Origin of the sequence: Ventrimonas faecis, from assembly GCF_040096075.1 — a bacterium.
Lineage (GTDB): Bacteria > Bacillota > Clostridia > Lachnospirales > Lachnospiraceae > Brotaphodocola > Brotaphodocola faecis.
The window spans coordinates 14,576-39,822 of sequence record NZ_JBBMFJ010000032.1; the positions used below are offsets into that span (position 1 = coordinate 14,576).

Annotated in this window: 18 protein-coding genes and 2 pseudogenes; 3 read left to right on the forward strand and 17 right to left on the reverse strand. The window is 48.6% G+C overall.

The genetic code is table 11. The features are described 5' to 3' along the window. Positions 1-4: 4 nt before the first annotated feature. The 17 genes and pseudogenes from WMO41_RS13365 to WMO41_RS13440 all read right to left on the reverse strand — a co-directional run bounded on the left by WMO41_RS13365 (position 5) and on the right by WMO41_RS13440 (position 21,612). A complete protein-coding gene (locus WMO41_RS13365) occupies positions 5-2,536 on the reverse strand; it encodes a U32 family peptidase (RefSeq protein ID WP_349230204.1) in 2,532 nt (843 codons plus the stop codon). A 264-nt stretch (positions 2,537-2,800) separates the two neighbouring features. Further along, entirely contained in the window at positions 2,801-4,375 is a 1,575-nt protein-coding gene (locus tag WMO41_RS13370) for a cell division protein ZapA (RefSeq protein WP_349230187.1), read from the reverse strand. A 280-nt stretch (positions 4,376-4,655) separates the two neighbouring features. After that, positions 4,656-5,663 (reverse strand): Holliday junction branch migration DNA helicase RuvB, encoded by a 1,008-nt coding sequence (gene ruvB / locus WMO41_RS13375; RefSeq protein ID WP_349230188.1) that lies wholly within the window; start codon positions 5,661-5,663, stop codon positions 4,656-4,658. Positions 5,664-5,797: 134 nt separating this feature from the next. Continuing rightward, positions 5,798-6,421, reverse strand: coding sequence for a Holliday junction branch migration protein RuvA (ruvA, locus tag WMO41_RS13380; RefSeq protein WP_349230189.1), 624 nt, complete (start codon positions 6,419-6,421; stop codon positions 5,798-5,800). Positions 6,422-6,604: 183 nt separating this feature from the next. After that, entirely contained in the window at positions 6,605-7,048 is a 444-nt protein-coding gene (locus WMO41_RS13385; RefSeq protein ID WP_349230190.1) for an SseB family protein, read from the reverse strand. 216 nt (positions 7,049-7,264) lie between these two features. Beyond that, positions 7,265-7,675, reverse strand: coding sequence for a peptide deformylase (locus tag WMO41_RS13390; protein ID WP_349230191.1), 411 nt, complete (start codon positions 7,673-7,675; stop codon positions 7,265-7,267). Positions 7,676-7,692: 17 nt separating this feature from the next. Continuing rightward, positions 7,693-7,821, reverse strand: a pseudogene (locus WMO41_RS13395) (type II toxin-antitoxin system RelB/DinJ family antitoxin); the annotation flags it as partial. Between the two features lie 160 nt (positions 7,822-7,981). Beyond that, positions 7,982-8,923 carry a site-specific integrase gene (locus WMO41_RS13400; RefSeq protein WP_349230192.1) on the reverse strand — a complete coding sequence of 314 codons (942 nt, stop codon included), beginning with the start codon at positions 8,921-8,923 and terminating at the stop codon, positions 7,982-7,984. Positions 8,924-8,962: 39 nt separating this feature from the next. After that, positions 8,963-12,151, reverse strand: a complete 3,189-nt coding sequence (locus WMO41_RS13405) for a type I restriction endonuclease subunit R, EcoR124 family (protein ID WP_349230193.1) — start codon at positions 12,149-12,151, stop codon at positions 8,963-8,965. 36 nt (positions 12,152-12,187) lie between these two features. Continuing rightward, positions 12,188-12,724 (reverse strand): annotated as a pseudogene (locus WMO41_RS15930) (restriction endonuclease subunit S); the annotation flags it as partial. 3 nt (positions 12,725-12,727) lie between these two features. Further along, complete coding sequence (locus tag WMO41_RS13410) at positions 12,728-15,301, reverse strand: type I restriction-modification system subunit M (RefSeq protein ID WP_349230194.1); 2,574 nt, start codon at positions 15,299-15,301, stop codon at positions 12,728-12,730. A gap of 198 nt (positions 15,302-15,499) precedes the next feature. Then, positions 15,500-15,637, reverse strand: a complete 138-nt coding sequence (locus WMO41_RS13415; RefSeq protein WP_349230195.1) for a hypothetical protein — start codon at positions 15,635-15,637, stop codon at positions 15,500-15,502. Between the two features lie 390 nt (positions 15,638-16,027). Continuing rightward, the gene (locus tag WMO41_RS13420) at positions 16,028-17,401 is read right to left on the reverse strand and encodes a sodium-dependent transporter (protein ID WP_349230196.1); all 1,374 of its coding nucleotides are present in this window, start codon (positions 17,399-17,401) and stop codon (positions 16,028-16,030) included. Positions 17,402-17,531: 130 nt separating this feature from the next. Then, positions 17,532-19,367, reverse strand: a complete 1,836-nt coding sequence (locus tag WMO41_RS13425) for an ABC transporter ATP-binding protein (protein WP_349230197.1) — start codon at positions 19,365-19,367, stop codon at positions 17,532-17,534. After that, the gene (locus WMO41_RS13430) at positions 19,358-20,131 is read right to left on the reverse strand and encodes an energy-coupling factor transporter transmembrane component T family protein (RefSeq protein WP_349230198.1); all 774 of its coding nucleotides are present in this window, start codon (positions 20,129-20,131) and stop codon (positions 19,358-19,360) included. Before WMO41_RS13430 ends, WMO41_RS13425 begins: the two co-directional genes overlap by 10 nt. Before the next feature lie 26 nt (positions 20,132-20,157). After that, entirely contained in the window at positions 20,158-20,760 is a 603-nt protein-coding gene (locus WMO41_RS13435) for an ECF transporter S component (RefSeq protein WP_349230199.1), read from the reverse strand. 111 nt (positions 20,761-20,871) lie between these two features. After that, complete coding sequence (locus WMO41_RS13440) at positions 20,872-21,612, reverse strand: nucleoside phosphorylase (protein ID WP_349230200.1); 741 nt, start codon at positions 21,610-21,612, stop codon at positions 20,872-20,874. Between the two features lie 333 nt (positions 21,613-21,945). Here WMO41_RS13440 and WMO41_RS13445 point away from each other — a divergent pair, with 333 nt between their 5' ends. From WMO41_RS13445 to WMO41_RS13455, 3 genes are read left to right on the forward strand one after another with little or no spacing between them, the layout of a single operon-like run. Continuing rightward, entirely contained in the window at positions 21,946-22,512 is a 567-nt protein-coding gene (locus WMO41_RS13445; RefSeq protein WP_349230201.1) for a cysteine hydrolase family protein, read from the forward strand. A gap of 22 nt (positions 22,513-22,534) precedes the next feature. Beyond that, on the forward strand, positions 22,535-24,262 hold the full coding sequence (locus WMO41_RS13450) for a bifunctional lysylphosphatidylglycerol flippase/synthetase MprF (RefSeq protein WP_349230202.1): 1,728 nt from the start codon (positions 22,535-22,537) through the stop codon (positions 24,260-24,262). Further along, positions 24,210-25,064, forward strand: a complete 855-nt coding sequence (locus tag WMO41_RS13455; RefSeq protein ID WP_349230203.1) for an alpha/beta fold hydrolase — start codon at positions 24,210-24,212, stop codon at positions 25,062-25,064. Before WMO41_RS13450 ends, WMO41_RS13455 begins: the two co-directional genes overlap by 53 nt. Positions 25,065-25,247 lie beyond the last annotated feature (183 nt).

Below are 25,247 nucleotides of genomic sequence, written 5' to 3' on the forward strand. Positions count from 1 at the left end.
ATTTTTATTCTACGCCTCTCTTGAAATGGCCTCGTGTAAAGTCTTTTAACGGATCCTTCGTATCCTCCCCATGCAGGAAATGATCCGCGAAGGCATCCAGGATTTCTTTTGTCTGTTCCGGTGTCTCCAACGTGAATGCAAGACGCAGCGCTCCCGGCGCAAGCCGTCCGATGAGTTTTTCCTGCCCCAGCAGAGACAGCGGACTCGGGTTATAGATCGTGTTGTAACAGAACCGGCAGTGATTCTTCACCGGAAGGTCTTTGCCGGTGCGGTCCTTCATCTTTAAGACCTCCGGCTTTTTGGTACAGCCCCTGGCGGTTCTTACGATACACTGGGCCGACACCATAGCCGGAAGATAACCGTACACATAAAGCTCCATCTCCTCACAGCCCAGTGTCTCCAGTTCCCGGCTGTTTAACTCCAGCGGCAGGGTCATGCGGAAAATTCCAAGGCTTTCCATCTGTTCTCTTGACAGATGGTTCATGACATAAAGGTTCGCGTCAGACACCATTGGGATATTGCCCAGACCGTTCTCCTGTAAAAATGGAATCTCATCCAGAGATTTTACCACCAGCTCATCAAAACCAGCTTCTTTCAGGGCGTCCATATGTTTGCGAAAATAGGTTTCTGCTTCCATGCGGAAAATGTGCGGCAGCATCAGGCTGCAGGTTTTTCCGTTGTCGTGACACTCCTGTACCGCGTTCTTCCAGGTTTCCGGGCCGAAGCCGCAGGAATCCAGGTAGATGCGGGTAACATCCGGATGGGCGGTAGCAACAGGTAAGAGATTCGGTTCCTCGAGGGAGATGTGAAGGCCACGTGGTTCTTCCGTTGTTTTCCGGCGTTCTGCATTGTCCATGTTTCTGCTGCCTGGCAGGTTCTCTGATTTTGCATGGCAGGAACCCGCTTCCATACTTCCATTCTCGCTCTGCTGCTCAGACCGCTCGTTTTCGCCTTCATCCACGCTTCTGGCCATTCCTGCTGTCCGGTGAAACGGCTGCAATAACTTCTCTTCCATCTGCTCCAGTGCTTCCCTGCGCAGCTCATTCAGCGCCTGAACAGGCACAAAACAGTTTCCTTCGATTTCTGCCGTCAGATTTTCAAAGTAGAACGGAGTGTTTCCGGTCTTGTTTAACTGCTTTAACAGTTTGTCCTCTCCCATGGGCTGGTTCTGGGCTGTCTGGACTTCTGTTCCAGTTACCTCCACACAGGGGTTCTGCCCTGCTGCTTCTTCCAAAAGGCGCTCTGGGTCGCTGTACCAGAGAGACAGTTTCAGCGGCTCGCCTTCTTTTACCACTACATGGCCGGATAACGGCTCCTGTTTTTTCTTCTCCACATAATCCCGGTCCAGACGGTCAAACAACGCCTGATTGCCTTCCCGGAATGCCGGTTTTTCTTTTAAAGCCACCATCTCGCGGCCATTATGATGCTGATAATAGCCATCTGTAAAACCACCGCGGTCAAACAGATCCAGAAGCATCTTGCGGTCTGCCGGATCTGCCTTGTACCCATCCCGGCCGTGTTCCAGATAATAATCCACATATTTGCGGTAAATGCTCACAACACCGGCCGTGTAGCGCGGACTCTTCATGCGTCCCTCAATCTTTAAGGAATAAACGCCGGATTCGATGATGTCCGGGAGAATATCCAGGGTGCAGAGGTCTTTCAGGCTTAAGACGTAACGGTCATCCTGAAATGACGTGTTCTGCTGTGCTCCGTGCTGGCTGGCGTTTCCATGTTTTCCCGCTTTCTGCTTGTTGAAATCTGGTCTTCCAGAGTCCTGCTTTCCGTAATTCTGTTTTCCATGGTTCTTCTTTCCCAGACTCTGCTTTCCAGGAATTGGCCTTCTGGCCTCATGTGCTGTTTCCGTCAGCTTCGCATAAGTCTGCTTTGCCGCACTCTGAACAGGCTTTCCGCCTGCCGTCAGCACATCGTAGGGAAGTCTGCAGGGCTGCGCGCACCGACCACGGTTGCCGCTGCGTCCGCCGATCAGGCTGCTTAACAGGCACTGGCCTGAATAGCAGTAGCACAGTGCGCCATGCACGAAACTCTCAATCTCCACATCCACATGGTCGCGAATCTGCGCAATCTCCTGAAGGGATAATTCTCTTGCCGTTACCACGCGGGTAGCACCCATCTCTTTTAAGATTTTGGCACTGCGCCAGCCAGTCACGGTCATCTGGGTGCTTGCGTGGATCGGAAGATCCGGAAAATGCTCGCGGATGAACTTCCAGACACCAAGATCCTGCACGATCACCGCATCCAGTCCCCGTTCATAATACGGCTTTAAAAAGTCATAAAGCTGGTCCAGTTCCTCTTCCTTCACCAATGTATTAACCGTCATGTAAAGACGACACCCGTGAAGATGCGCGTAATCGATGGCCTCCAGAAACCGGTCTTCTTCCGGGTTATCTGCGTAAGCCCGGGCACCAAACCGGCTGCCACCCATATATATTGCATCGGCACCAGCATGAACCGCCGCCATCATACTCTCTATTGACCCGGCCGGAGCCAGGATTTCTACACGTGAATTCAAAATTTCCTCCTCATACTAAATTTGAAGCAGGAACTGTCGCAACATTGGCCCCAGAACGTTCCGCATATCCTGTTGTACGCATCTCGAACACGCATGTACGAATGTGACGGATACAATCCGGCACAGGCGAACATGTGTAAGTGCGAGCAAGCGAACAACGATATGGGAACATGTCGGGGACAATGTTGCGACAGTTCCGCGTTTCAGGCCAAAAGAAAGGGAGTTCCGATTGTTTTTCAACACCTTCACCCCCTTTTGCTGTACTGCTTAACGGATAAAATGACGGTTCGGATGCGTTGCCGCAGCTAAAGCTGCCTTAAACGCTGCCTGTTTTGCCATTTCATCTGCTTTTTTCTGTTCTTCTGGCGTTTTTACGGTCTTTGGCAGAATGGATGCCACCAGTTCCTTCACTGCTGCCACCTCTGCCGCTGCGGAATCTGCTTCATGTTTCGTATCTGTGGTTACAACTTCTGTTTTCGTTTCCTCTCCAGATGCAGTTTCCTGAACTTCTGTCTCTGTGATTGCTGCTTCCTGTTCTTCAACAAATTCCTCAGCTGTTTCTACTCGCTCCGCTGTTACTGCGGCCTGTTTCAGAGTTTCCAGATCTATCTGAGTCTGCTCCAGTTTCTGCTTTGCCTGAAGCAGTTCCTGGCGGATGCGCTCATTTTCTTCTTGCGCCGCTTTCAAATTACTCTCAGCCCTTGTCGCTGTCTCGCGTGCCGTTTCCAGCTCATGCGCCTTATTTTCTGCCAGTTCGCGAACTGTTTCCAGTTCACCGGCCATCTTCTGTTTTTCCTCACGAGCCTCATCCAGCTCCATGACCGTCATTTCATTTTTATCACTCGCCTGGGAAAGCTGTTGTTTTGCAGCTTCTGCTTCGCTTCTTGCCTGTGCAAGCTCCTGCTTTACAGCTTCCGCCTCACTTCTTGCCTGAGTCAGCTCCTCTTTCGCGGTTTCCGCCTCATGTTTCACCTGCCCCAGCTCCTGAATGGAAGTTGCATTCTTTAGATGAGCCTGCTGCAGTTCCTGCTCAGCAGCATCCTGCTCGGAATGTAACTGTACCAGTTTCTGGCGCGCTTCCTCCAGTTCACGGCTCAGTTGCTCTGCCTCTGCCCTTGCAGCTTCTGCTTCTGCATTGGCCTGCTCTGTTTCTGCCTTTGCAGTTTCTTTTTCAGATTCATGCGCCACGTCTGCGGCTTCTGCCTCTGCGCGCACCTTCTCAAGCTCTGCCCGCACAATTTCCAGTTCTGTACGCATCTGGTCAAGTTCGGCTCTCGCTGCTTCCGCTTCAGAACGCGACTGCTCCAGTTCAGATCTTACCGTCTCTGTCTCGGAACGTGACTGCTCCAGTTCTGTTCTCACTGACTCATTTTCTGCCTTTGCAGCCGCCAGTTCCTGTTTCCCGCTCTCACAGCGGTTTTTCAGGGATTCGATTTCCTGAGATGCCGTCTCCAGCTTCTCCTTCGCTGCTTCCAGCTCTTCCCGGTCTTTAAGGGGAGCGGCCTTCGCCACTTCCAGTTCTCTGGACTGGGTCTCAAACTTCATCTGGGTCGTGATCAGCTCATGCTTTAAGCTGTAGGCGTCTTTCTCCAGTTCTTCCTTCTGATGCTCCAGATCGTTTGCGCGCATCTGCTCTTTAAAATAGTCATCCGAAAGATTCAGCTGAATCGTCAGATTCTGATATTCTGGGCTCTGTCTGGAAAAACCATCCAGTTTGCGGACTTCTCCGATCTTCTCATTCAGATAAGCGGCAACCTGTCTTAAATACGCTTCATCTTCCGTACCGCCCAATGTAAAAACAGTTCCATCTATAAAAACTTCCGTATAATTTTTCTGTTCCATGAAATTTCCTTATAAATCATCAAAATTAAATTGTTATTCGCCATAGCCATGCAATCAGGCTTCTGGTTTTCTTGCACTTGTCACATTTTAACATATTCCCACCGTATCAACAAGAGTGTTTCCCACAGTTTCTCATTTTGTGTTTTCGGAAAAATGTGCTAAAATCCACAAATCCGGAGAATTCTGCCCTCATATTGTCATGCATCAATTCTCCGGATTTCTATTTTCTTTATTTTTGTTTCACATTATGCAAGTCATGCCATCACGGTTGCCTTCTTTTTTACACCGAATGCCCTTCATACGGGATATCCAGATGCTGGTAAGCCAGCGGTGTTGCCACCCTTCCGCGGGGTGTACGGTTTAAGAACCCATTCATCAGAAGATATGGCTCATACACATCTTCCAGCGTGCCAGCATCCTCACCAAGCGCTGCTGCTAGAGTTTCCAGTCCTACCGGGCCGCCGCCAAATTTTTCAATCATCATGAGAAGGATGCTCCGGTCGTTATTGTCAAGACCGACCTTGTCTACATCCAGAATGTCCAGCGCAAAGTCCGCAACCTGCTTGGTGATGACTCCGTCGTATTTGACCTGAGCAAAGTCCCGCACGCGTTTCAGCAGGCGGTTGGCCAGACGCGGCGTACCTCTGGAACGCCTCGCAATCTCCGCAGCTCCCTCCGGCTCAATACCGACCCCCAGCACCTCGGCAGACCGCTCTACAATAATCTGCAGCTCTTTGGGTGTATAAAACTCCAGTTTCTGGACCACGCCAAAACGGTCACGCAACGGAGCCGTCAGAAGACCGGCCCTGGTAGTTGCGCCAACCAGAGTAAAATGCGGCAGATCCAGGCGGATGGAACGGGCCGAGGATTCCTTGCCCAGCATGATATCGATGGCAAAATCCTCCATCGCCGGGTAAAGCACCTCTTCTACCTGACGGTTCAGGCGGTGAATCTCATCCACAAACAGCACATCTCCCTCCTGGAGATTGTTCAGAATTGCCGCCATCTCTCCCGGCTTCTCGATGGCCGGACCGGAAGTCACCTTCATGTGTACACCCATCTCATTGGCAATGATGCCGGAAAGCGTGGTCTTGCCCAGTCCCGGCGGGCCGTAAAACAGCACGTGATCCAGCGACTCCCCGCGCGCTTTTGCCGCGTCTATGTATACTTTTAAATTGTTTTTGATCTTTTCCTGACCGATATACTCGGCTAACATCTGGGGGCGGAGATTCGGCTCTATGACCTTGTCCTCTTCTGTCACCTCAGTGGTAATGATCCGTCGTTCCATTTTGTACTCCAATTATATTCTATAATTACAGGTTCCAGCAGTCCCTGTTTTCCAATTTTCAGCGGTAACTGTTCAGTACCCTCACAGTTACTTCCAGCATACAGTTTCTTCCAAAATTCCGCAGCAATGCAAATCTAGAATGCCAGGAATTTCAGTGAGGCCTTCAGAACTGCTTCCGAATTCATATCTTCCGTGATGGTTACCTGACGCACTGCCTTTGTAGCTTCTGTCGGAGAATAGCCCAGGGCAACCAGTGCTTCAATTGCCTCTTTTCCTGCGCCGTCCACACCGGAAGCTGCTGCCGTAACCGCTGCTTCCACCTGGCCTCCTGCAAACTGCAGCGGCAGCACATCGTCCATGCTGACCTTATCTTTCAAGTCCAGAATTACCCGCTTTGCTGTCTTGGGTCCAATTCCCGGTGCTTTTGCGATGGCCTTGGAATCTTCCGCTATGATGGCCATGCGAAGATCATCCGGGCTAAGGGAAGAAAGAATCCCCAAAGCTGCCTTGGGGCCAATGCCGGTCACACCAAGAAGCTGGTTAAACATCTTCAGATCCTGACGGCCGAAAAAGCCGTACAGCGTCATGGAATCTTCCTTCACCTGAAAGGAAGTGTAAACCTTAATCTGCTCACCCACATGCGGAAGCCGGTCCAGAACCGACAGCGGAACATGAATGTTCCACCCAATGCCGCCCGACTCCACCACAATGGTATCTTCCCAGTATTCTTCCAACGTTCCTTTTATATATGAAAACAAATTTCTGTCCTGACCTTTCCTGATTTGTATTGCGAACTGTAATCTTTCCTCATTCTAACATACAGGCCGGAGCGATGCAAGACAAATATCGAACAGACATTCTGTTTTTCTTTTAGATGATTTCTGTTTCACCTTGCAGAATCCCAACATTCTCTTGCCACAAACTACTCTCTTTTTTCAATACTAAGCCTCGCCCAATATGATCCGGATCAGGCTCTTTTCCAGCATCATGGTCCGGTTCCAAGGATTTAAAATCACGCCCTCAATTTCCGGTACTGTCAGTGCAGTTCTGAAAATCTGTTCCAGATCCGCCAGAAACGTAGACTTCACCTGATCCCCGCCACGCAGTTCCTCATCAAAACTGGTAAATGCCACCCACCACGCCTTCCCATCTGCAGTTTTCACCGCCTGGATCTGCATGGGGGTTGCCGGAGTTGCGCTCTGCTCCTGCGGCATGTCCACCGCAAGGATCACCTGCCCTTTCTCCCGCATCCGGCGTCGAACCACCGTCAGCGCATGCGCCAGCAGTTCCTCACTGGGCTCCTGCTGCAAAGCCGCGATGGCCTCTTCCATTTTCTCATTGCCGATCAGGCCTTCATCTCTTGTTGTGTTCTCTGATGTACTCATAATCCTGTCTCACTTTCCTACGTTCAGATACCTTGAATGTACATTTTTATCGTTCAAAGGCATCACTTTCAGTATCCCACGTTCGAGTAACGAGTTTACTATAATCAAAATTTCTCACTAATTCCTACTCCTTTCTCCCAGACCACCTCTTCTTTCTCCCAATTATATGTACATTTTGAGAGAAAACAATCCTGCTCTGCACTTTATAGAACTTCACTAAATGATAATTCCCGCCAGATGATCGCACTCATGCTGGATGATCTGGGCTGTCCAGCCGCTGAACTTCTGATGCTGCTTCTTGAAGTTCATATCCTCGTACTCCACCTCGATCTCCTCGTAACGGGTCGTTTTCCGGACTCCGATCAGAGAAAGGCAGCCCTCCTCCGTCTCAAAAGCCCCTGACTTTTTCACAATAACCGGATTGAACATTGCCGCATTCATAAAGCCCATATTTACAGCAATAATGTTCTTCCTCACCCCGATCATATTCGCCGCCATGCCAACACACTCAGACTCATGGGCTTTTAAGGTATCTAAAAGATCAAGAGCAACCTGACGGTCTGCCTGGGTGGCCGGGAGGGATTTTTGTTTTAGAAATGCTATGTTACGCATGATTGGTTGTATCATAAGTTTTATCTCCTAATTAATACAATTTGACTATAAAGCATCTGAACCGCACTTGATGGAGAAATGCCTAATTGTGAAAGTATTTTTTCTGCATTATCCTTAAGATTTGTATCTATTCTTACATATACAGCAGATGTATTTGCCATAAAATCGCCTCCTTTCCTATATCACATTCCCATTTGCTTGCATTTGCAAGCATTTGCTGCACTGTTTTATTTTCAATTTCTGACTTTCATAAAATAACAGTCCCTTCACCAGTGCACTTATTCTTTATATATTTCTGTATAAGTTCCAAATTACATACAATCAGGTCAGATTGGCCAGTGATCTCATAACCAGATCAATATCCTGATTTTCCAGTTCCTGAATGATATGCAGATATGTTTTCTGTGTTGTGGTCATGCTTGCGTGTCCGAGTCTTCTGGCTACGCTTCCAATGGATACGCCTGCAAAAAGAAGAATCGAAGCATGCGTATGACGCAGTCCGTGAACCGAAATGGTGGATATCTGCAGTTTTTTGCAGTATCGTTCCAAAATTCCATTGACCGTGGAATTATAAATAGGCTCATATTCTTCCTGCTTCTTCACAAAAATCGGCTCCTCTGGTGGGAGATTTTTGGTCAGCTCCGCAAACTGCATAACCGTCTGCCAGTCGATCTGAATTTTCCGTACAGATGACTTGTTTTTTGTTGGAAGGAAGCCACCGTTTCCCTTGTAATTCCACGTTTTGCTGATTGATAATGTCTGATGCGCGAAGTCAAAATCCTTCGGTGTAAGCGCAAGCGCCTCAGAAAAACGCATTCCGGTTTTTGCCACAAGTAAGATAAACCAGTCCCAGTTCACTTCTTTTCCAAGATCCAGGCTCTTTAAGAGCGTATGCAATTCGAACTGATTCAGATATTTGATTTTCTTTTCTGCCGGTGTTTTTCCCTTAATGATCACTTTCCGGGTAGGATCCCGGTCAATCAGCCCTTCGTCCACAGCATCCAGAATCGCGCCTTTTAACTGATGATGAAAATCCATGGTTGTCTGTCTCTCATGATGCTGCGCATAGTCATTGATCAGCTGCTGATACGTAATTCTTGTCATATTGCATAATTGCAATTCCGGAATCAGCTTCTTCAGCCATGCCTGCGTCATTTTATATTTTGCAAGCGTTACCTCACGAATCGCCCCCTCTTTGTATACCTGAACCCACTGGGCATAATAATCAACAAATAAAGCCGTTGCTTTTGTTTCATCGAGCATAAGATAAACCTCCTGTTTTCTCACACTGATGAAGGGCTCCTACTCCTTTGCAGATTCTTTCTTCCAGTTTTCCGGCTCCGGAATATCCATTCCACCTTCCAGTAAAAACTGGGTAAGCATTGAATCCACACGATTGTTCACCCGAAACATAGGCATTTTCTTTCCTTCCACCGCAGTAAAATACTCCTGTGCCTGTTCCTTTACCACAGTTGCCTTTAACGCGTCAAACCGTCCGTAGTCATTGATATTTTCTTTTGTGATATTCAACTTTAACAATTCGCGGATTATTTCTTCCGAGCATCCGAAATACCGACAAAGCCGACGGATCTGTTCCGTTTTCTCGTTATTCGAATACATGACAATGTAATCCTGCAGTGTATATCCAGGACGCAATGATACATCTCCGGTCTGTACATCATGTAAAAATAAGTTTGCAAACTTCTGATCTTCCTGGGATAAAAAAGCAAAGGATTTATGTAATTCTTCCAGTGTCTGATCCAAAACCTCCTGAGGGACGCCCGGCTGTTCCAGCTGCTTCATCCACTTTTCAAAGCGGGAATTCATATAGTTGTAGTCGATCATTCCCGTATTCTGCTCCGTCAGATATGGATCAATCGAAAATGTGATTTCCTCCCCATCTTCTCCATTTTCCCCCGGCTTTCTGAGTTCCCGGTATCTCTGGTGGAGAATCTTATAGGTATTCTCTGACAGCTTCACAGGAATTGTTTCTACAACCGTTGCATCTTCCGAAACCCGGTTATACTCCGTTTTCTCCCACACAAATCCCTGAATCTGCGCTGCCTGATAATAGGTGGAAAACTCACGAAACAATTTGGCAAATTTCGCCTTTATTTCCGGCTCCTCCGGCAGCCGGTCCAGTTCCACAATACCGGCATTCCGAAACAATTCCATCATATCCTGCCCGGTCACATTCATATGTTCAATGTTATCCGGCAGATGATCCGCAAACAAGCCCATCGGCCTGTCTCCAGAATACAATTTTACCGCATCCTCAATGTTGCGTTTCATCGTATGCGGCATCCGGTAATAGCGGATAGAACCAAACGGTTTCTCATTGATATTATACAGGCGATTGGTTCTGGAAAATGCCTGTATCAGGTTCTGATTCACCAGAATTTTGTCCATGTAAAGAGTATTCACCCACTTGGAGTCAAAGCCCGTCAGCATCTGATTTACCACAATCAGGAGGTCTAGCTGCTGCTCAGGTTTCAGTCTTTCATATGGCTTCTTATGCGCCAGACGAGCCGCTACATCCTTCTTAAACTTTGCGTATCCGCCGATATCAAACTGCTGATCATACAGGTTATTGTAATCCTCCAGCATCTCTTTCAGGCCGTCTTCTTTATCCAGAGAGCGTTGCCCGCCCTCATTGTCAATCGTCGGATCAAACAATCCCGTCACGCGCAATTTCGAATTCTTTTTCCGAAACTTCTTATAGTAGCGCACTGCTTCCGGAATACTGCTTACCGCAAAAATTCCATGAAATTTATTATTTCTGCTCAGTGTCAGCCAGTTCTCAATAATATCATCTACCACCGCATCCTGATAAGAATCAGATTCATACAACTCCTTGGAATAATAGTCCTCAATGCCCTTCTGGTAAGTACCATCTTCCTGCTTCACACCGGCCATCGGCACTTCCTGTTCGGACATAAAACGGAAGTATAGCTTGCTCTTTTTTTCATCCGCAACAGCTTCTTCCACCGATCCTGCATCGGCCTGCCGCAAAGCAACTTTCTGTCTTAATGTCTTGTCCTGAAACACCATCACCATAGTCGGATCGAACCCCAGCACATTTTTATCCCGGATTCCATCCGCAATGCTGTAGCGGTGCAGTTCATTGCCGAAAATGTCAGCCGTTGTACTCAGCTTCTTTCCATTTTCATCAAACACCGGTGTACCTGTAAAACCGAAAAACAGCGCATTCGGGAAAGTATTTTTAATCGCCGTCAGCATTTCTCCAAAGGTCGAACGATGACATTCGTCCAAAATAAAGACCACCCGTTTGGAACGTATGGTTTCCAGATCTTTTGCCCGCATCTTTCCTGCTGCATCCTCACGAATATTGCTCATTTTCTGAATAGAGGAAACGATCAACGTATCTTTCGGGTCTGTACTGGTTAATTTTCCAATCAATGCAATCGTGTCTTCCGTATCCTGCACCTCATCCGGGTGATCCGCAAAAGCCCGATACTCTTTCAGAGACTGAGTCCCCAGCTCAATACGGTCCATCAAAAACACAACCTTGTCAGCAGTTCTGGCCTGCGCGATTAACTGTGCCGATTTAAAGGAAGTCATAGTCTTTCCTGAACCCGTTGTGTGCCAGATGTAACCCCCCAGCTGCTCCACATTGGACCAGTCCTGCGTAGCCGCGCGGTCCGAAATTTTATTCGCCGCATAATACTGATAACTGCGCATTACCTTCAAGACACCATCCGCCGAATCCGCAACGGTATAAAATCCAATCATCTGATGCGCCAGCGGAATCGACAAAATCGTAGAAGTCACCTTTCGCCAGTCATTGATCGGTTCGTTGTTAAAATCCGCCCAATGAAAATAAAAGTCTGGATTAAACTTTCCATCCGGCCCAGGATTCGCAAAATACAAGGTTTCTTCCGGGTTCATGGCAACAAAAATCTGCACCAGCGAAAATAAACCGGTAAACACACCTTCATGCGCATATTTTTCAATCTGATTGCATGCCTCCGTCACCGGGACACCAGATTTCTTCAGTTCTATATGAAACACCGGCATACCATTGATTAACAGCATCAGATCACCGCGGCGATCCTGTAAGACTTTTTCATGGCGTGGGAATAGTGGCTGTTCCACAATCTGATATCTGCTTGAACCTCCCGCAATTTCCATTCGGTCATATATTTTCAGACTGATTTCCTTACCGTAATGCAATGTATCTTTCGGATTTTTCCGAATAATCGATACGGTTTTTCCATTCATAAAACCATTTAAGGCCAGCGGTGTCCGAAGGTTCTTCACCTGATCCAGAAGTTCATCCATCTCTTCTGGAATCAACGGACATTGATTCAGTCTGTCAATGTCATTGTTATTCTCATAAAGGATATCCGCCCAGTTTTGGATCAACTGTTCCTCAGTAGGATGGTGAATAACCTCCTTGTCCCAGCCATTACTCTGGAGTGCAGTGATAATGGCCTGTTCAAACTCTGATTCTCTGTCAAATCCAAGCATAATTTTGCTCCTTAAAATGTGTTTTTTTAATAGATTTTTCTTTCGTTGATGAAGGGTGATAAGGTGGTCAAGCTGCTGAAAGAAAGCACCTATTTCTTGCTGTTCTTTGGTGCTCGGTGGAATAATTATATCTTTTTGCTCCATTCCTTCTTTTGTGATATGAACCATCGTAGAACCATTTTTGCTTGATAAAATATTGGCTTTGTCCTGCTCCAGCAACTGAACTGCGAATTGTTTTTCAAGTTGGTTTGAAAGGTCAATCTTCCATATGTGATAATGGTAAATAACCCTGTCACCAAGCCAAATATGAGGACCAAATGTTGCTGACCAAGTATATAAGAGGTCACCATAATCGGCGTAGTATTTTTCACCCAACTCAAGGTCTGAGTAATACCACGAATCATTCGTGTAAAAATTTCCTACACGAAGCACTTTGTATTTTCCAGATGACAATAATTCAGGTTGCGAATAGGCTCTACCGTTAATGAATGTTGCGACATCCCCCAACTTACGCTGTTCCCAATCGTCCTCAAACCCTTTGAACCTCACCGCCGGAACTTTCCGTTTTTCCATGCCTTATTCACCTCCCAGCAGCTTCCGAAATTCCATAATTCCAGCCATATCGGTGTCTGATCCGGTCAATTCATCCAGCATTTTGATCAGTTCGTTCTGGGTTTTGGTAATTTCGTTTTCGATGTCTTCGTAAGTGTCTGCGTATTTCTCAGACAAGGCTTTCACTTTCTTTTCCAGTACTCCCAGAAGGTTCTCCGGCAATTTGCTGATGCCGTCACAGATTGGATCAATCCATTTAATCACCAGTACATGATGGATATCTTCATCGGTCATGTTCTCGATCACCGTTTTTGTTTTCAGATGAAGTTCTTCCTCCGCAGACTTGATCTCACTTTTGAGTTTCTTTTCCTCGCTGTTGAGATTCTCAGCTTTGGAAAGGCGTTCAATCAGAATCTTATTTTCTTCTGCATCCTGCTTTAACACCTTAATCATAGCTTTTACATTTTTTATAACAAAAGCATCATTGCTGTCGTTCAGCGCTTCGGAAATAGTTTCTTTTTCTTCTTCGCTGCATTCTTCCAAAATGTTTTCATATTCAGACGGGATTTCCTGCAAACGTGCTTTCTTTGCGTCTACTGCATCCAGATCTGCTTTCAGGAATATCTTCTGTGCAAACTCAAACGGAATAATGTGGCCTTTCCAGCCTTCCTGCACTTCCTTCTCATCGTCACCTTTCTTTTTGGCGACCATATTTGGATCTACCTGACGCACTGCATCCATTCCTTCAGTCTGAATCAATTCCAGGTCACCCGCTATCTGCTCATACTCTGTTTTGAAAATCTGGTATGCTTCGTATTTATCTGCAAGCGCAATGTCTTCAAAACGATTCAGAATCATTCCGGCTATCTCATCTTCTGCCTTCGGAATGGAAAGCTGATCTGCCTGCCCAATCAGCGCCTGATCCAGTTTTTCTCCAAGATCTGAAAAGGCATCCTGATAATGCTGTAAAAAGGCCTTCACATCTGCATTTTCCTGAATAGTCTGTTTTAAATGTTCCGTGCGCAGCTGTGCGTAACCATTTTCTGCCACAAACAATTCGTTCTTCAAGGATGGAAACAAATTCCAGTACGCATTTAACTCTGCAAGCTCTGTTTCCGGAATTCCGCCGAACATGGATGCGTAAATATCCCAGCTTTCGGCTGCTTCCGACGAATCCACATATCTCGGAATGTTTAAGTTGTAGTCATTCGCCCGGATTTCTTCTCTTGTGATGCTTCTGGAATATTTCGGAATATCCAGTCGCATGGTAACCGTATCTACGATCTTTCGGATATCGCAGGCACGAAGCTTGTTGTTCTTTCCCTCTTTCTCAAAACCTTTCGATGCATCCACAATCAGCACGTCTGTATTCTCCCGCTTCTGACGAAGCACCATAATAATGGTCGGAATACCGGTTCCAAAAAAGATATTTGCAGGCAGGCCAATGATCACGTCAATGTTATTCTGTTCTATCAGATTTTTTCGAATCTGGCCTTCTTCTCCACCGCGGAATAACACGCCGTGCGGAAGAACAATGGTCATAATTCCATCTGGCTTTAAGTGATAAAGATCATGAAGAAGGAACGCATAATCCGCTTTTGATTTCGGTGCTATTCCATAGCGGGCATAACGCGGATCATTCTCCTTTCCTTTTGGCTCCCATCTCTGAGAATAAGGCGGATTGCTGACTACCGCGTCTACATACAGCGGATCATAGGTCATGACCGGATCTGCTTCATCGAAATACGGCCAGTCATCTTCCAGAGTATCTCCATTTCTTGTAACAATATTGTATGGTAAAATTCCACGCATAACGAGATTCATGCGCGTCAGGTTGTAGGTATTCGCTTTCAGTTCCTGTGCGTAATAACGGATGCAGTCTGGATTGTCCATATATTTCGCGATTGCGTGACCAATATTGATCAGCAAAGAACCGGATCCAGAAGTCGGATCGTAAATTTTCAGTTCCTTTTGTCCCTTTAAATGTGCTGCAATCAGCTCAGACATTAACACAGAAACCTCATGCGGCGTATAGAATTCGCCTGCCTTTTTTCCTGCATTCGCTGCAAATTTTTCAATCAGGTATTCATAAATAAAGCCAAGAACATCGTAATCCTGTCTGCCATCCATTGGAATGTCATTGATCAGCTGAATCAGATCGCTGACTGCTTTCGTCTGGCTTTTCGTATTCTCTCCCAGCTTGCTAAGTCCTGTTTCCAGCGTGTTAAAAATCCCATCAAACACCTTTTTGTGGGATGGGGAAATCAGTCTGGTAAAAGATGAGAGTGCCGTACGAACATTGTCTACACTAAAATCAGATCCCATGTGAATCCAGGTAGAAAACATATCCTTGTAGGCAATAAAATACCCCAGGCTCTGCTGTGATGCTTCCACGATCTCCGGGTCATCTTCATTCACATATTCCACAATATCTTCCGGCGCATAGTCTCGTTTTAAGAGCCACTGTTCCTGCTTATCCGAAAGATATTTATAGAAAATAAAACCCAAAATGTAGTCTTTATATTCGTTCGCTTCGATTTTGGAACGCATTTTATTTGCAGACTCCCATATTTTCGCCGCAAGCTGCTGTTTGTTCACGTTAGTATCCTCCAATGCTTAAGTTCATAACTGCTTTCATTATAAACGGAGTTCTCAATTGCCGCTACTACTTTTCTTCAGTGTAAGTAAATTATAAAAACTTGTTAATTCCCTTTTTCACCCCACAAAAAAAGCCAGCCTCCGTCCCTCACTCAAGGAACCTTCGGCCAGCTCTTCTCTCCACACACTTCATTCCATCTATTTCATAATCGGGATCTGATACTTCACTCTCCGGTAAATTTTCCATCCCAATACTGCCGGGATTCCAATGACCATAGCCAGAGTCGATACTCCTCCAATGATTGCGTAAACGATTAAAATCAATACTGTCAACATGTTTCCTGCCCCTTTCTGTTTGTCCTGCTCATAGATTGCACAAAAATATTTCATTTCGTATTTTATACAAGACACAAACAGATGGGAACCGTTTGACAGCACCTTTAACGGGTTCTGTATGAACTGCTAACAGATTCTTTACAGGGTAGATAAGTTTTTTTATTTCGTCTGTATATACCCCACTTCTGCCCCCAAAACTCCCTTTACAAAGTGAAAAAGAATCCGGCTTGCCGGATTCTCGCGCCGAGGCGCGGTTGCTTCGGCAACCATCTGCCATTGCGCCGAGTGCGCATCCTCGCGGAGCGTTTTTGTATGATAGGACGCAATTTCCTATCATACAAAAAAATCCCCGCCCACAACAGGCGAGGATTCTATCATATTCTTTTATCCTTACATCGAAATCCATCCAAACGCGTTCGCCACGGAACTGATCAGGATGATGACCGCGAACACCGGACACAGGTACTGAACCATGATATTGAAGATTTTCTTTCTGTGGAACTTGCCTTCCCCATGAAGTACTTCTTCCTCAATTCGTTTGATTCCAATGACTCTGGATACCAGCAGGCAGGTGGCGATGGCCGCAATCGGCATCATCACGGAGTTAGTCAGGAAATCGAAGAAATCCAGAAACTGCATGCCGATGATGGTGATATTGGCTAACGGGCCGTATCCCAGGCAGGAAAGACTTCCCAGTACCAGCATAATGCCGCCAATCATCGCGGTAGATTTTTTGCGGCTCCAGCCAAGCTCGTCCTCGAAGGTGGAAACGGCACTCTCGGTCAGGGCGATGGAACTGGTGACTGCCGCGAACAGCACCAGCAGGAAAAACAGGATTCCTGCGATGGTTCCAAATCCCATGCTTGCGAATACCTTCGGAATGGTAATGAACATCAGCGCCGGACCGGCCTGCAGGGTGTCCGGGTCTCCGCCGGTAAACGCAAACACTGCCGGAATGATCATCAAGCCTGCCATGATGGCGATGGCGGTATCAAATACCTCTACGTTTCCGGTAGATGCCTCAATGGACACATCCTTCTTCATATAGGAACCGAAGGTAATCAGGATTCCCATGGCGATGGACAGAGAGTAGAACATCTGTCCCATGGCGGCTACCACCGTCATCCAGGAAAAGTTTTCTACGTTCGGTACCAGGAAATATTTGATTCCGGCACCGGCACCCGGTCTGGTCATGGAATAGCCCGCAATGATGACAGACAGCACGATCAGGACCGGCATCATGAATTTGGATACACGCTCAATGCCGTTTCGCACACCCGCGTAAATGATAAACAGGGTAAAAAACGCAAAGGCGATAAAGCAGATCTCCGTTACTGCTCCGTTGGAAATGAAGGCGGAAAAATTTCCGTCCTCCGCAAGCTGCGCGCCGTGTCCAGTCAGGTATCCGAACAGATACCGGATAACCCAGCCGCCGATTACGGAATAATACGGCACAATCAAAATCGGGATAATGGCATTAATCCAGCCGCCAAAGGAAAACCAGCCGGATTTGCCAAAGGTATGATAAGCTCCTACCGGGCTTTTTTTTGTCATGCGTCCGATGGATGTCTCTGCTACGATCATGGTGTAGCCAAAGGTCAAAGCCAGTAAAATGTAAATCAGCAGAAAAATTCCTCCACCGTATTTTGCAGCCAGATACGGGAAACGCCAGATATTTCCCAGTCCCACCGAAGCACCCGCTGCCGAAAGCACGAACCCGAGCTTTCCGGAGAAGCTGCTTCGCTTTTTATGATCTTTGCTCATAAGTTCCTCCAGTTAATTAAATTAAGTTTTACGCACTATCTGGCAATTATAGCATAATAAAACCCCCGCTTCAAGCAGGGGTTTTACAAAATAAAAATGGAATTTTCTTTCAAATCTTAGATATTGCGCATCAAGAGACCTGATCTTTCAGAATCTCCTCCACTGTCAGATAGCTCTTCTCATACCCAAGGGCCTCGCAAAGCTGCATCACATAAGGCTTTTGCAGGCGGGCTTTCTTTAATGCGTCTTCCTGCGCGAACACTTCTTTTGCGGTTCCGTCTGCCAGCACCTGACCATGAGCCATAATGATGACACGCTCAAAGTTTTCTGCCACAAAGTCCATGTCGTGGAGAATGGCAATAACCAGTTTTCCACGCTCAGACAGGCTGCGGATGATGCCGCCGATGATCTGCCGTCCCTTCCAGTCCTGGGCAATGGTCGGCTCATCCAGGATCAGCACGTCGGTGTCCATGGCCAGCACGGAAGCAATAGCGGTCATCTTGCGCTCATAAAGTTCCAGATCGTAAGGATTCTCTTTTTCCTTGCCGGTCAGACCAGTCAATTCCAGTGCACGCTGCGCTTCTTTTTTTGCCCGTTCTGAATCCATACCGATGTTTAACGGACCAAACAAGATCTCATCCATAACGTTGTACTTGAAGATCTGGTCATCCGGGTTCTGGAACACATAGCCGACATTTCCGGCCAGCATAGCTACTGTCTTGCCGGAGATATCTTCACCGTGAAAATAAATGGAACCGGAGACCGGCTTCAACAGGCCCTTTAAGAGTTTGACCAGCGTGGTCTTGCCCGCGCCGTTCTGACCGATGATGGCGGTCGGGCGCTTATCAAGTTTCATGTTCAGGTTCTTTAAGACCGGGATATCTACCAGATAGGAGAAGTCCAGATTTTCGATGCGGAACTGTTCATCACAGGAAGCGGATGCGTCGGGCTGTACAGCAGGCTGCGCCGATCCAGACATTTCTCTCTCTGCCGCAGTCTGAGGCTGCGCGTCTCCGGCGCCCGCCAAAGCATCCTGCATCGGCGCCGATTCTGTACCTGCCGCATCCGCTCCTGCTGTTTCCTGCGCATGTTCCACGCCATCCGCGCACTCCTGCGCTTGTGCCCCCACCTTCTTCTCCTTCAGCACTCCCGCCGCCTCTTCCACCGTCACCGGATAGGTTCCATCTGCCAGCGTCACCTGCTCCGCCTTACAGATGCGGGTGAAGGCCGGTGCCTGAATTCCGTAAGTATTCAGATCCGGCATGGAAAATACTTTCTGCGGCGTGTCAAACGCAATCTGTTTTCCCTTATGCAAAAGCAGAATGCGGTTACAGTAGGCGGCCAGCTTCTCAATCTTCTGCTCAATCATTAAAATGGTGATGCCGGAACCGGTCAGGGTTTCCACGGACCGAAAGACCTCATCGCTTCCCTCCGGGTCCAGCTGAGAGGTCGGCTCATCCAGGATCATCACATCCGGGCGCATAACCAGCACGCTGGCAATGGCCACGCGCTGCATCTGGCCGCCGGACAGATCAAAGGGATTGCGGTCCCGGTACTGCCAGATATCCAGAAGCTTTAAGGCCTCCTCCACCCGGTTTTTCATTTCTTCGGCCGGCACACCCAGGTTCTGCATGCCAAAAGCCACTTCCTCGTATACATTATCCTTTGAGCCGGAAAGCTGGTTGAACGGGTTCTGGAATACCAGTCCCACATGACCGCAGAGCTGCGCCACCGGAGTCTTTCCGGCCTCAATGCCGTCTACCATGACTTTTCCGCCGTAGGCTCCCTTATAAAACTGTGGCACCAGTCCCATAATGGCCTGGCTCAGCGTACTCTTTCCGGCCCCGTTTTCCCCGATAATGCCAATAAACTCGCCCTTTTCCACAGAAAAGTCCAGTCCGTCCAGCGCCAGCTCCTTTGCGTGGGGATAACGGTATCGTAAGTTTTCAACGGTTATCACAGACATCCTACAATCCTCCATGCCACAGCCGCCAGAATACAGAGCCCAAGGAGAATCGTGATCTCACGGTCTCCCTTGTGGCGTGCCCGCTCTGCCAGCCAGGTTTTCTTCTTTCCCGCGCCGAAACCGCGCACCTCCAGGGCAATGGCCCTCTCTCTGGTATTGATCAGGGAGCTCATGACCACCGGGGAGATCAGCGGCAAAAATGCCTTCGCGCGGGTTCTCAAGTTTCCTTCTGTCTCCAGTCCGCGGCTGCGCTGGGCATCCATGATGGTGTTCATGGTTCCCATCATCTGCGGAATAATCTGGAATACCGAAGTCACGATGTAGCCAAACCGCGGGGAAAAACCTTTTTTCTCCAGCTCGTCCACAAACTCGGACGGCTTTGTGGAAAGCACAAAGACCGCGAAGGACAGCAGCATGTTTAAGATATTAAGACCAATACGGAGGGCATAAAATACGCCCTCCCGGTAAAATTTCAGACCGCCGATCTGAAACAGCACATTTGCGTTTTTCTGGTTAAACAATCCATGGATCAGGAAAATGGTCAGCAGGATTGTAAAGGAAAACGCGATCAGCGGCATGGTCTTTTTTAAGATTTTTCCGCTGGCCAGCACCAGAAGGCTGACCGCGATAAACACGCCGAACATCCACAGCCGTCCGGTGATCAGCGGAATGCTGATGGCCGCGGCTATGTACATCAATTTGGTGAAGGGATGCACCTTTGTCAGGCAGGTCCCGTTATCTACAAAAAGACTGATACTTTTCATGTGCAGTTACATTTCCTTTTCTAAGATTAGTCCAGAGTCTCGATCTCGGAATTTGCCTCATACAGTGTGGTCAGCTTGTTCGGAAGACCCTTTAAGATGAAGAATACCACGATCAGGGTAATCAGCTTATCCGGCACATCTACCACAATCTCATCTAACAGGGATCCTAAGAATACCGGCATGGATGCTGCCTGGGTTGCTGCAAATACGGCATCACCCCATACATTTCCGGTGGTACCGCCCCAGAACAGTACGTTTAACGGAGTAGAAATAGCAACAGCCACAAGACCTGCCACACAGGCTGTCACAATAGCCTTCGGGAAGGACTTCATAAAGCCGAGACGCGCCATGATTCCTACTGCCGCACCAATTCCAAGGCTGGTCAGCGCATAAATTAAGGTAATGTTGTCACCTGCGGAAAATCCGTAGATCAGATTGTTGGCCGCGCCGCAGATGGCTCCGATGATCGGACCTCCCAAACAGCCGCCGATGCAGGTTCCGATGGAATCCAGCCACAGCGGAAGCTTTAACACGCTGGCAAACAGCTTTCCAAGATAGTTGATACCGATGCAGGCCGGGATCAGCACGATCACTGCCGCGTCAAATTTGGTTTTGAATAAATTCTTCATAACACATACACCCTTTCCCTTTTGATTGCTTCCGTTTCAGAAGCTGTATTTTTTTGCTGCATAACTGCTGCTGTTCTCACGCTGCTCAAACAGCAGCATATTTGCCGATACTCATCCTTCCAGCTTCGTCAGTGCCTCAAATGCTGTCAGGATCTCATGTTCCTCGCCCTGGGCGGTCAGTGTCTCACCGTCCACATAGCGGCCGATGTGCTCAGCCACATTGCCCTTGCAGGCCGCTACCACATTTAAGATAGAAGCAGTCCTCATGCCACGGATTCTTCCAACTACAAAGAGCGCCGCAGTCTCCATGTCCGACGCCAGCACGCCCTTCCTGGCCCAGTCCTCATAGATAGCCGGATTGTCATCCCGGTACAGGCAGTCATGGCTTCTGGCGATGCCAGTGTGGCACCGGTAACCAGCCTCCCTTGCACTCTCCTCACAGGCCGTAAGCAGTCTGTGGTCTGCAACCGCCGGATAACTGAGCGGTGCGTAACCAAGGGAAGTGCCCTCATCCCGCACAGCAGCCTCTACCATGACCAGGTCTCCGACTCCGGCCTCCGGCTGCAGCGCACCGCAGCTTCCGATCCGCACAGCGGCTTCCACGCCAATCTTCCGCAGTTCCTCTACCGCAATTGCCATGGACGGCCCGCCCATTCCGGTGGACATGACCAGAACCGGTACTCCATTCCAGAGTCCGCTGTAGCTCTTATATTCCCGGTTAAAAGCCAACAGCTTTGCATCTTTTAAATAGCATGCCGCCCGCTCTGCCCTGGCCGGGTCGCCCGGCAGCACCGCATACCGGATTCCCAGATTCTCCGGAAGCTGGATATGCGGCATTTTGTTTTCTCCCAATTTCACAACCTCCTTCCCTGATTACAGGACGGCCCGCCCATGACAGGGAGCCGCCACATGTTTCATGCCGTTCATTCCAAATCAGTAAAATGTACGCCAATTTGCGAATTTAACAACAATTTACACTAAAGATAACATTATCCTTACACAAAGTCAATGAAATAGGCCAATCCAGAAGCATATTGTTAATAAAATAACATATCATTTTACTTGTAAATTTCAAATCAGAAAACTATACTGAAACTTATATTAACGGGCTGTCACGAATCGGATTTTCCAAACCTCCGTCGTATCTTTGCAGCTCTCATTTTCCAGAACAGGAGGATTTTCAGAATGAGTCAAAACAAGTCAGCGGATCTGCTGCTGGTCATTGATATGCAGAATGTTTATACAAAAGGACAGGAATGGGCCTGCGAGGGCGTAGAAGCGGCTTCCGCCTCCATTCTTCATCTGTTGGAGAGTCCGGCACCGAAGCAGGTCATCTTCACCCAGTACCTGGCCCCAGAACACCCGGAAGGAGTCTGGAAGGAATACAACGAAGTCAACGCAGCCGTGAATGCCGATTCCTGGCTCAATGAGATGATGCCGGAATTTCTGCCCTGGACAGAAAAGTACCCGGTATACACCAAAAGCGTCTATTCCTCGTTTGCGATTCCTGAGGTTGTAAAAGCCGCAAAGAAAGCCGGACGCCTTGTCATCTCCGGCGTGGTAGCAGAATGCTGTGTGCTCTCTACCGTGCTTTCCGCCATTGACGCAGGCTGTAAGGTCATTTACCTGACCGATGCCGTGGCCGGACTCAGCGAAGCTTCCCGAAGGGAAACAGAGAACATTATTTCCTATTTTGCTCCGCTCCACACAGAGCTCATGACCACCGAAGAATATCTGAAAGCGCAGATATAACTTAGAGAAAGGAAGGATCTCCATGACACAAACACTTCGCACCCGGGTGGAAAATACCTGTATCCTGGTCTTATTTTGTTTATCCCTTGGCATGTTTGCCTTAAGTTTCCTGCACCGGCTTCCCGCAGAGGCCGCCCTGTTAGTCTCCACAGAGATGGGCTGGATGGTCCAGCGTGCCTCTGCCGTGGTGCTGCTCTGCCTCTGCGCACAGCTTCGGAAGCGAAAGCACACGGCCCTGATCATCACCCAGTCGCTGCTTTTTCTCGACTTTGTAAGCTGTATCCCCCATCTGCCGGATGTTTTTCATGCCGCATGCATGGTCACCGATGTAGTCTTCTTTAGCGTTTTCTTCTGCTTCCACTCCGACTTCTGCTGTCCGGCCTCCAAAAAGGACCGCAGACGCGGCCTGTTTCTTTTGCTGCCCAGCTTTCTTGGAGTAACCGCCAACGCTGTCATCAGCTACCACTATTTAACTCCCATCCTCGGCGGCGGACGCCACACCCTGCTGGACAGCTTTGAGGAAAGCCTTGATATCCTCCTTGGAAACGGAAGCTCCATCCCGGTCTCCCACGGTGCCCACATGCTGGAGCTTATCATGTTCTGGTTCAGCTGGGGCTGCATCCTGGCGGCCCTCTTTTACGCTGTCCGCCCGTGGCTGGCCGCGCCTGCCCGTCAGGAATCCGACCTGCAGCATGCCCGCACCCTCTTAAACCTCTACAGCCAGAACAGCTGCTCCTACCTGGCACTGGAGGACGACAAGCAGCTCTACTTTGGCCGGAATGTGGACGGCGTAATTCCTTACGGCGTGGTGGGTGATACCATCATCGTCAACGGGGACCCGGTCTGCGCGGACGCAGATTTCCCGGCACTGCTTTCCGAATTTAAAGATTTCTGTGTGCGAAGCGCCCACAAGGTCTTTTTCTTAAGCGTCACGGACCATTATCTGGAAGAATACAAGCATCAGGGCTTTGGCTATGTCAAATGTGGCGAGGAAGCACGCTTCTCCCTGGCTGACTACGAGATCAGCGGCAAAAAGGGCGCCAAGATGCGCATGAACATCAACCACGCAAAAAAGGCCGGTGTGACCATTTCCGAGTACCAGCCATTGAAGCAGTGGGATCCGGATATCGAATCCGCCTTTGACCGCGTCACAAATGAATGGCTCGGTCAGAAAAAGAGTTCCCTGCTGGCCTTCACCATGGGAAAAGCCGGACTGGAGAACCCCATGGACAAACGCTATTTCTATGCAAGAAATGCCGAAGGAACCATTGTAGCCTTCATTGCCTTTGTCCCGTTTCTCGGAAAAGACGGCTACATGGCCGATGTTACCCGCCATGGAAACGATGCCCCAAGCGGCGTCATGGAAACCATCATTTACGAAGCCTTCCAGACCTTCCGCGAAGAAGGCATTCACTACGGAAGTCTTGGCGTAGCGCCCCTGGCCGGACTGGATGATGAAAAAGCCAGCCTGACAGAGCGGCTGCTGCGGTTCGTGTACAACAACTTAAACGACTGCTATGGCTTTAAGGATCTGTACCGCGCCAAAGAAAAATACAGCCCAACGGAATGGCTCCCGGCTTACTATATTTACCTTCCGAAGCATCCGACTCCGGATATGTTTTACGCAGTGGTAAAGATCCAGAACCCGAACGGAATCCGCGAGGGCGTCCAGTCTTTCCTGAAGGGAAAAATGCATCATGAACATCACGAAAGAAACGATCAGCACAAACAGCCAGAAAATCAGAAATAAAGCAGTCAGCCTGGTAACAAACCTGCACCAGAAGAGCAGACCGGAGCAAGGCTATCTGGATACCCCGGAAGCACACCTCTACTATGAGGTGACCGGCTGCGGAACCCCAATCCTGATGCTTCACGGAAACAGCCAGTCGCACCATGTGTTTCACTCCTATAAGCGGAATCTGCAGAAAAACTATCAGGTAATTCTGATGGACAGCCGCGGGCACGGACGTTCCCGGACAGTCCGAAAATATTTCACCATCCACGATATGGCCTGTGATGCTGCCGCCCTGCTGGACCACCTTGGCATCGCAAAGGCCATCCTGTTTGGCTTCAGCGACGGGGCCAACATCGCGCTGGAATTCGCCTGTTGCTTTCCGGAACGCACGCTGGCTGTTATCTCCGCCAGCGGGAATGCCCTGCCCCACGGACTGCGGCTTCCGGTGCGGCTTGGCACACAGTTAACCGGCTCTGTTCTGGGTATATTGAAAAACTGCCTGCCAGACTGCTCTTTTCAAAAACAGCTTGAAAACCGTCTGCAGCTCAATGCTCTTTTAACCGATTCCCCGAATCTGCCAGCCAACCGCCTGCAGAAGATCCAGGCACCCGTTCTCCTTCTCGCCGGAACCCGGGATCTCATCAAGACCTCTCATACCCGCTGGATGGCAGAACAGATTCCGGACAGTCAGCTTCGCCTGATCGAGGGCGGCACCCACAATGTACTCTTTTCCCGGGAACAGCAGTGCCTGAAATACATCCTGGATTTCATTCTGGAAAACCAGCAGGCCTCCGCTGTTTCGGAAAAAACGAAATAAAAAGCAAATAGGGTAGAGGGAGAATAAATTTCTCGCCCCTCCCATTGAACCGTACGTACGGGTCTCGTATACGGCTCTACAATTTATATTCCAACTTTAACTTCAAAAAGGGTCTGTCGCACTATCAAATATTTTTTGCTGGGCGGCAGCCCTGCTTTATGCCCAAATGGGGGCGAAATCGGT

Excerpts from the sequence above, each read along its gene's own strand:
- WMO41_RS13385 (WP_349230190.1), bottom strand. The coding sequence starts at position 7,048 with ATGAGTACATCAGAGAACACAACAAGAGATGAAGGCCTGATCGGCAAT.
- WMO41_RS13425 (WP_349230197.1), bottom strand. The coding sequence starts at position 19,367 with ATGTCTGTGATAACCGTTGAAAACTTACGATACCGTTATCCCCACGCA.
- WMO41_RS13415 (WP_349230195.1), bottom strand. The coding sequence starts at position 15,637 with ATGTTGACAGTATTGATTTTAATCGTTTACGCAATCATTGGAGGAGTA.
- WMO41_RS13390 (WP_349230191.1), bottom strand. The coding sequence starts at position 7,675 with ATGATACAACCAATCATGCGTAACATAGCATTTCTAAAACAAAAATCC.
- WMO41_RS13400 (WP_349230192.1), bottom strand. The coding sequence starts at position 8,923 with ATGCTCGATGAAACAAAAGCAACGGCTTTATTTGTTGATTATTATGCC.
- WMO41_RS13370 (WP_349230187.1), bottom strand. The coding sequence starts at position 4,375 with ATGGAACAGAAAAATTATACGGAAGTTTTTATAGATGGAACTGTTTTT.
- WMO41_RS13420 (WP_349230196.1), bottom strand. The coding sequence starts at position 17,401 with ATGAGCAAAGATCATAAAAAGCGAAGCAGCTTCTCCGGAAAGCTCGGG.
- WMO41_RS13455 (WP_349230203.1), top strand. The coding sequence starts at position 24,210 with ATGAACATCACGAAAGAAACGATCAGCACAAACAGCCAGAAAATCAGA.
- ruvB (WP_349230188.1), bottom strand. The coding sequence starts at position 5,663 with ATGGAACGACGGATCATTACCACTGAGGTGACAGAAGAGGACAAGGTC.
- WMO41_RS13405 (WP_349230193.1), bottom strand. The coding sequence starts at position 12,151 with ATGCTTGGATTTGACAGAGAATCAGAGTTTGAACAGGCCATTATCACT.
- WMO41_RS13430 (WP_349230198.1), bottom strand. The coding sequence starts at position 20,131 with ATGAAAAGTATCAGTCTTTTTGTAGATAACGGGACCTGCCTGACAAAG.
- WMO41_RS13435 (WP_349230199.1), bottom strand. The coding sequence starts at position 20,760 with ATGAAGAATTTATTCAAAACCAAATTTGACGCGGCAGTGATCGTGCTG.
- WMO41_RS13445 (WP_349230201.1), top strand. The coding sequence starts at position 21,946 with ATGAGTCAAAACAAGTCAGCGGATCTGCTGCTGGTCATTGATATGCAG.
- WMO41_RS13450 (WP_349230202.1), top strand. The coding sequence starts at position 22,535 with ATGACACAAACACTTCGCACCCGGGTGGAAAATACCTGTATCCTGGTC.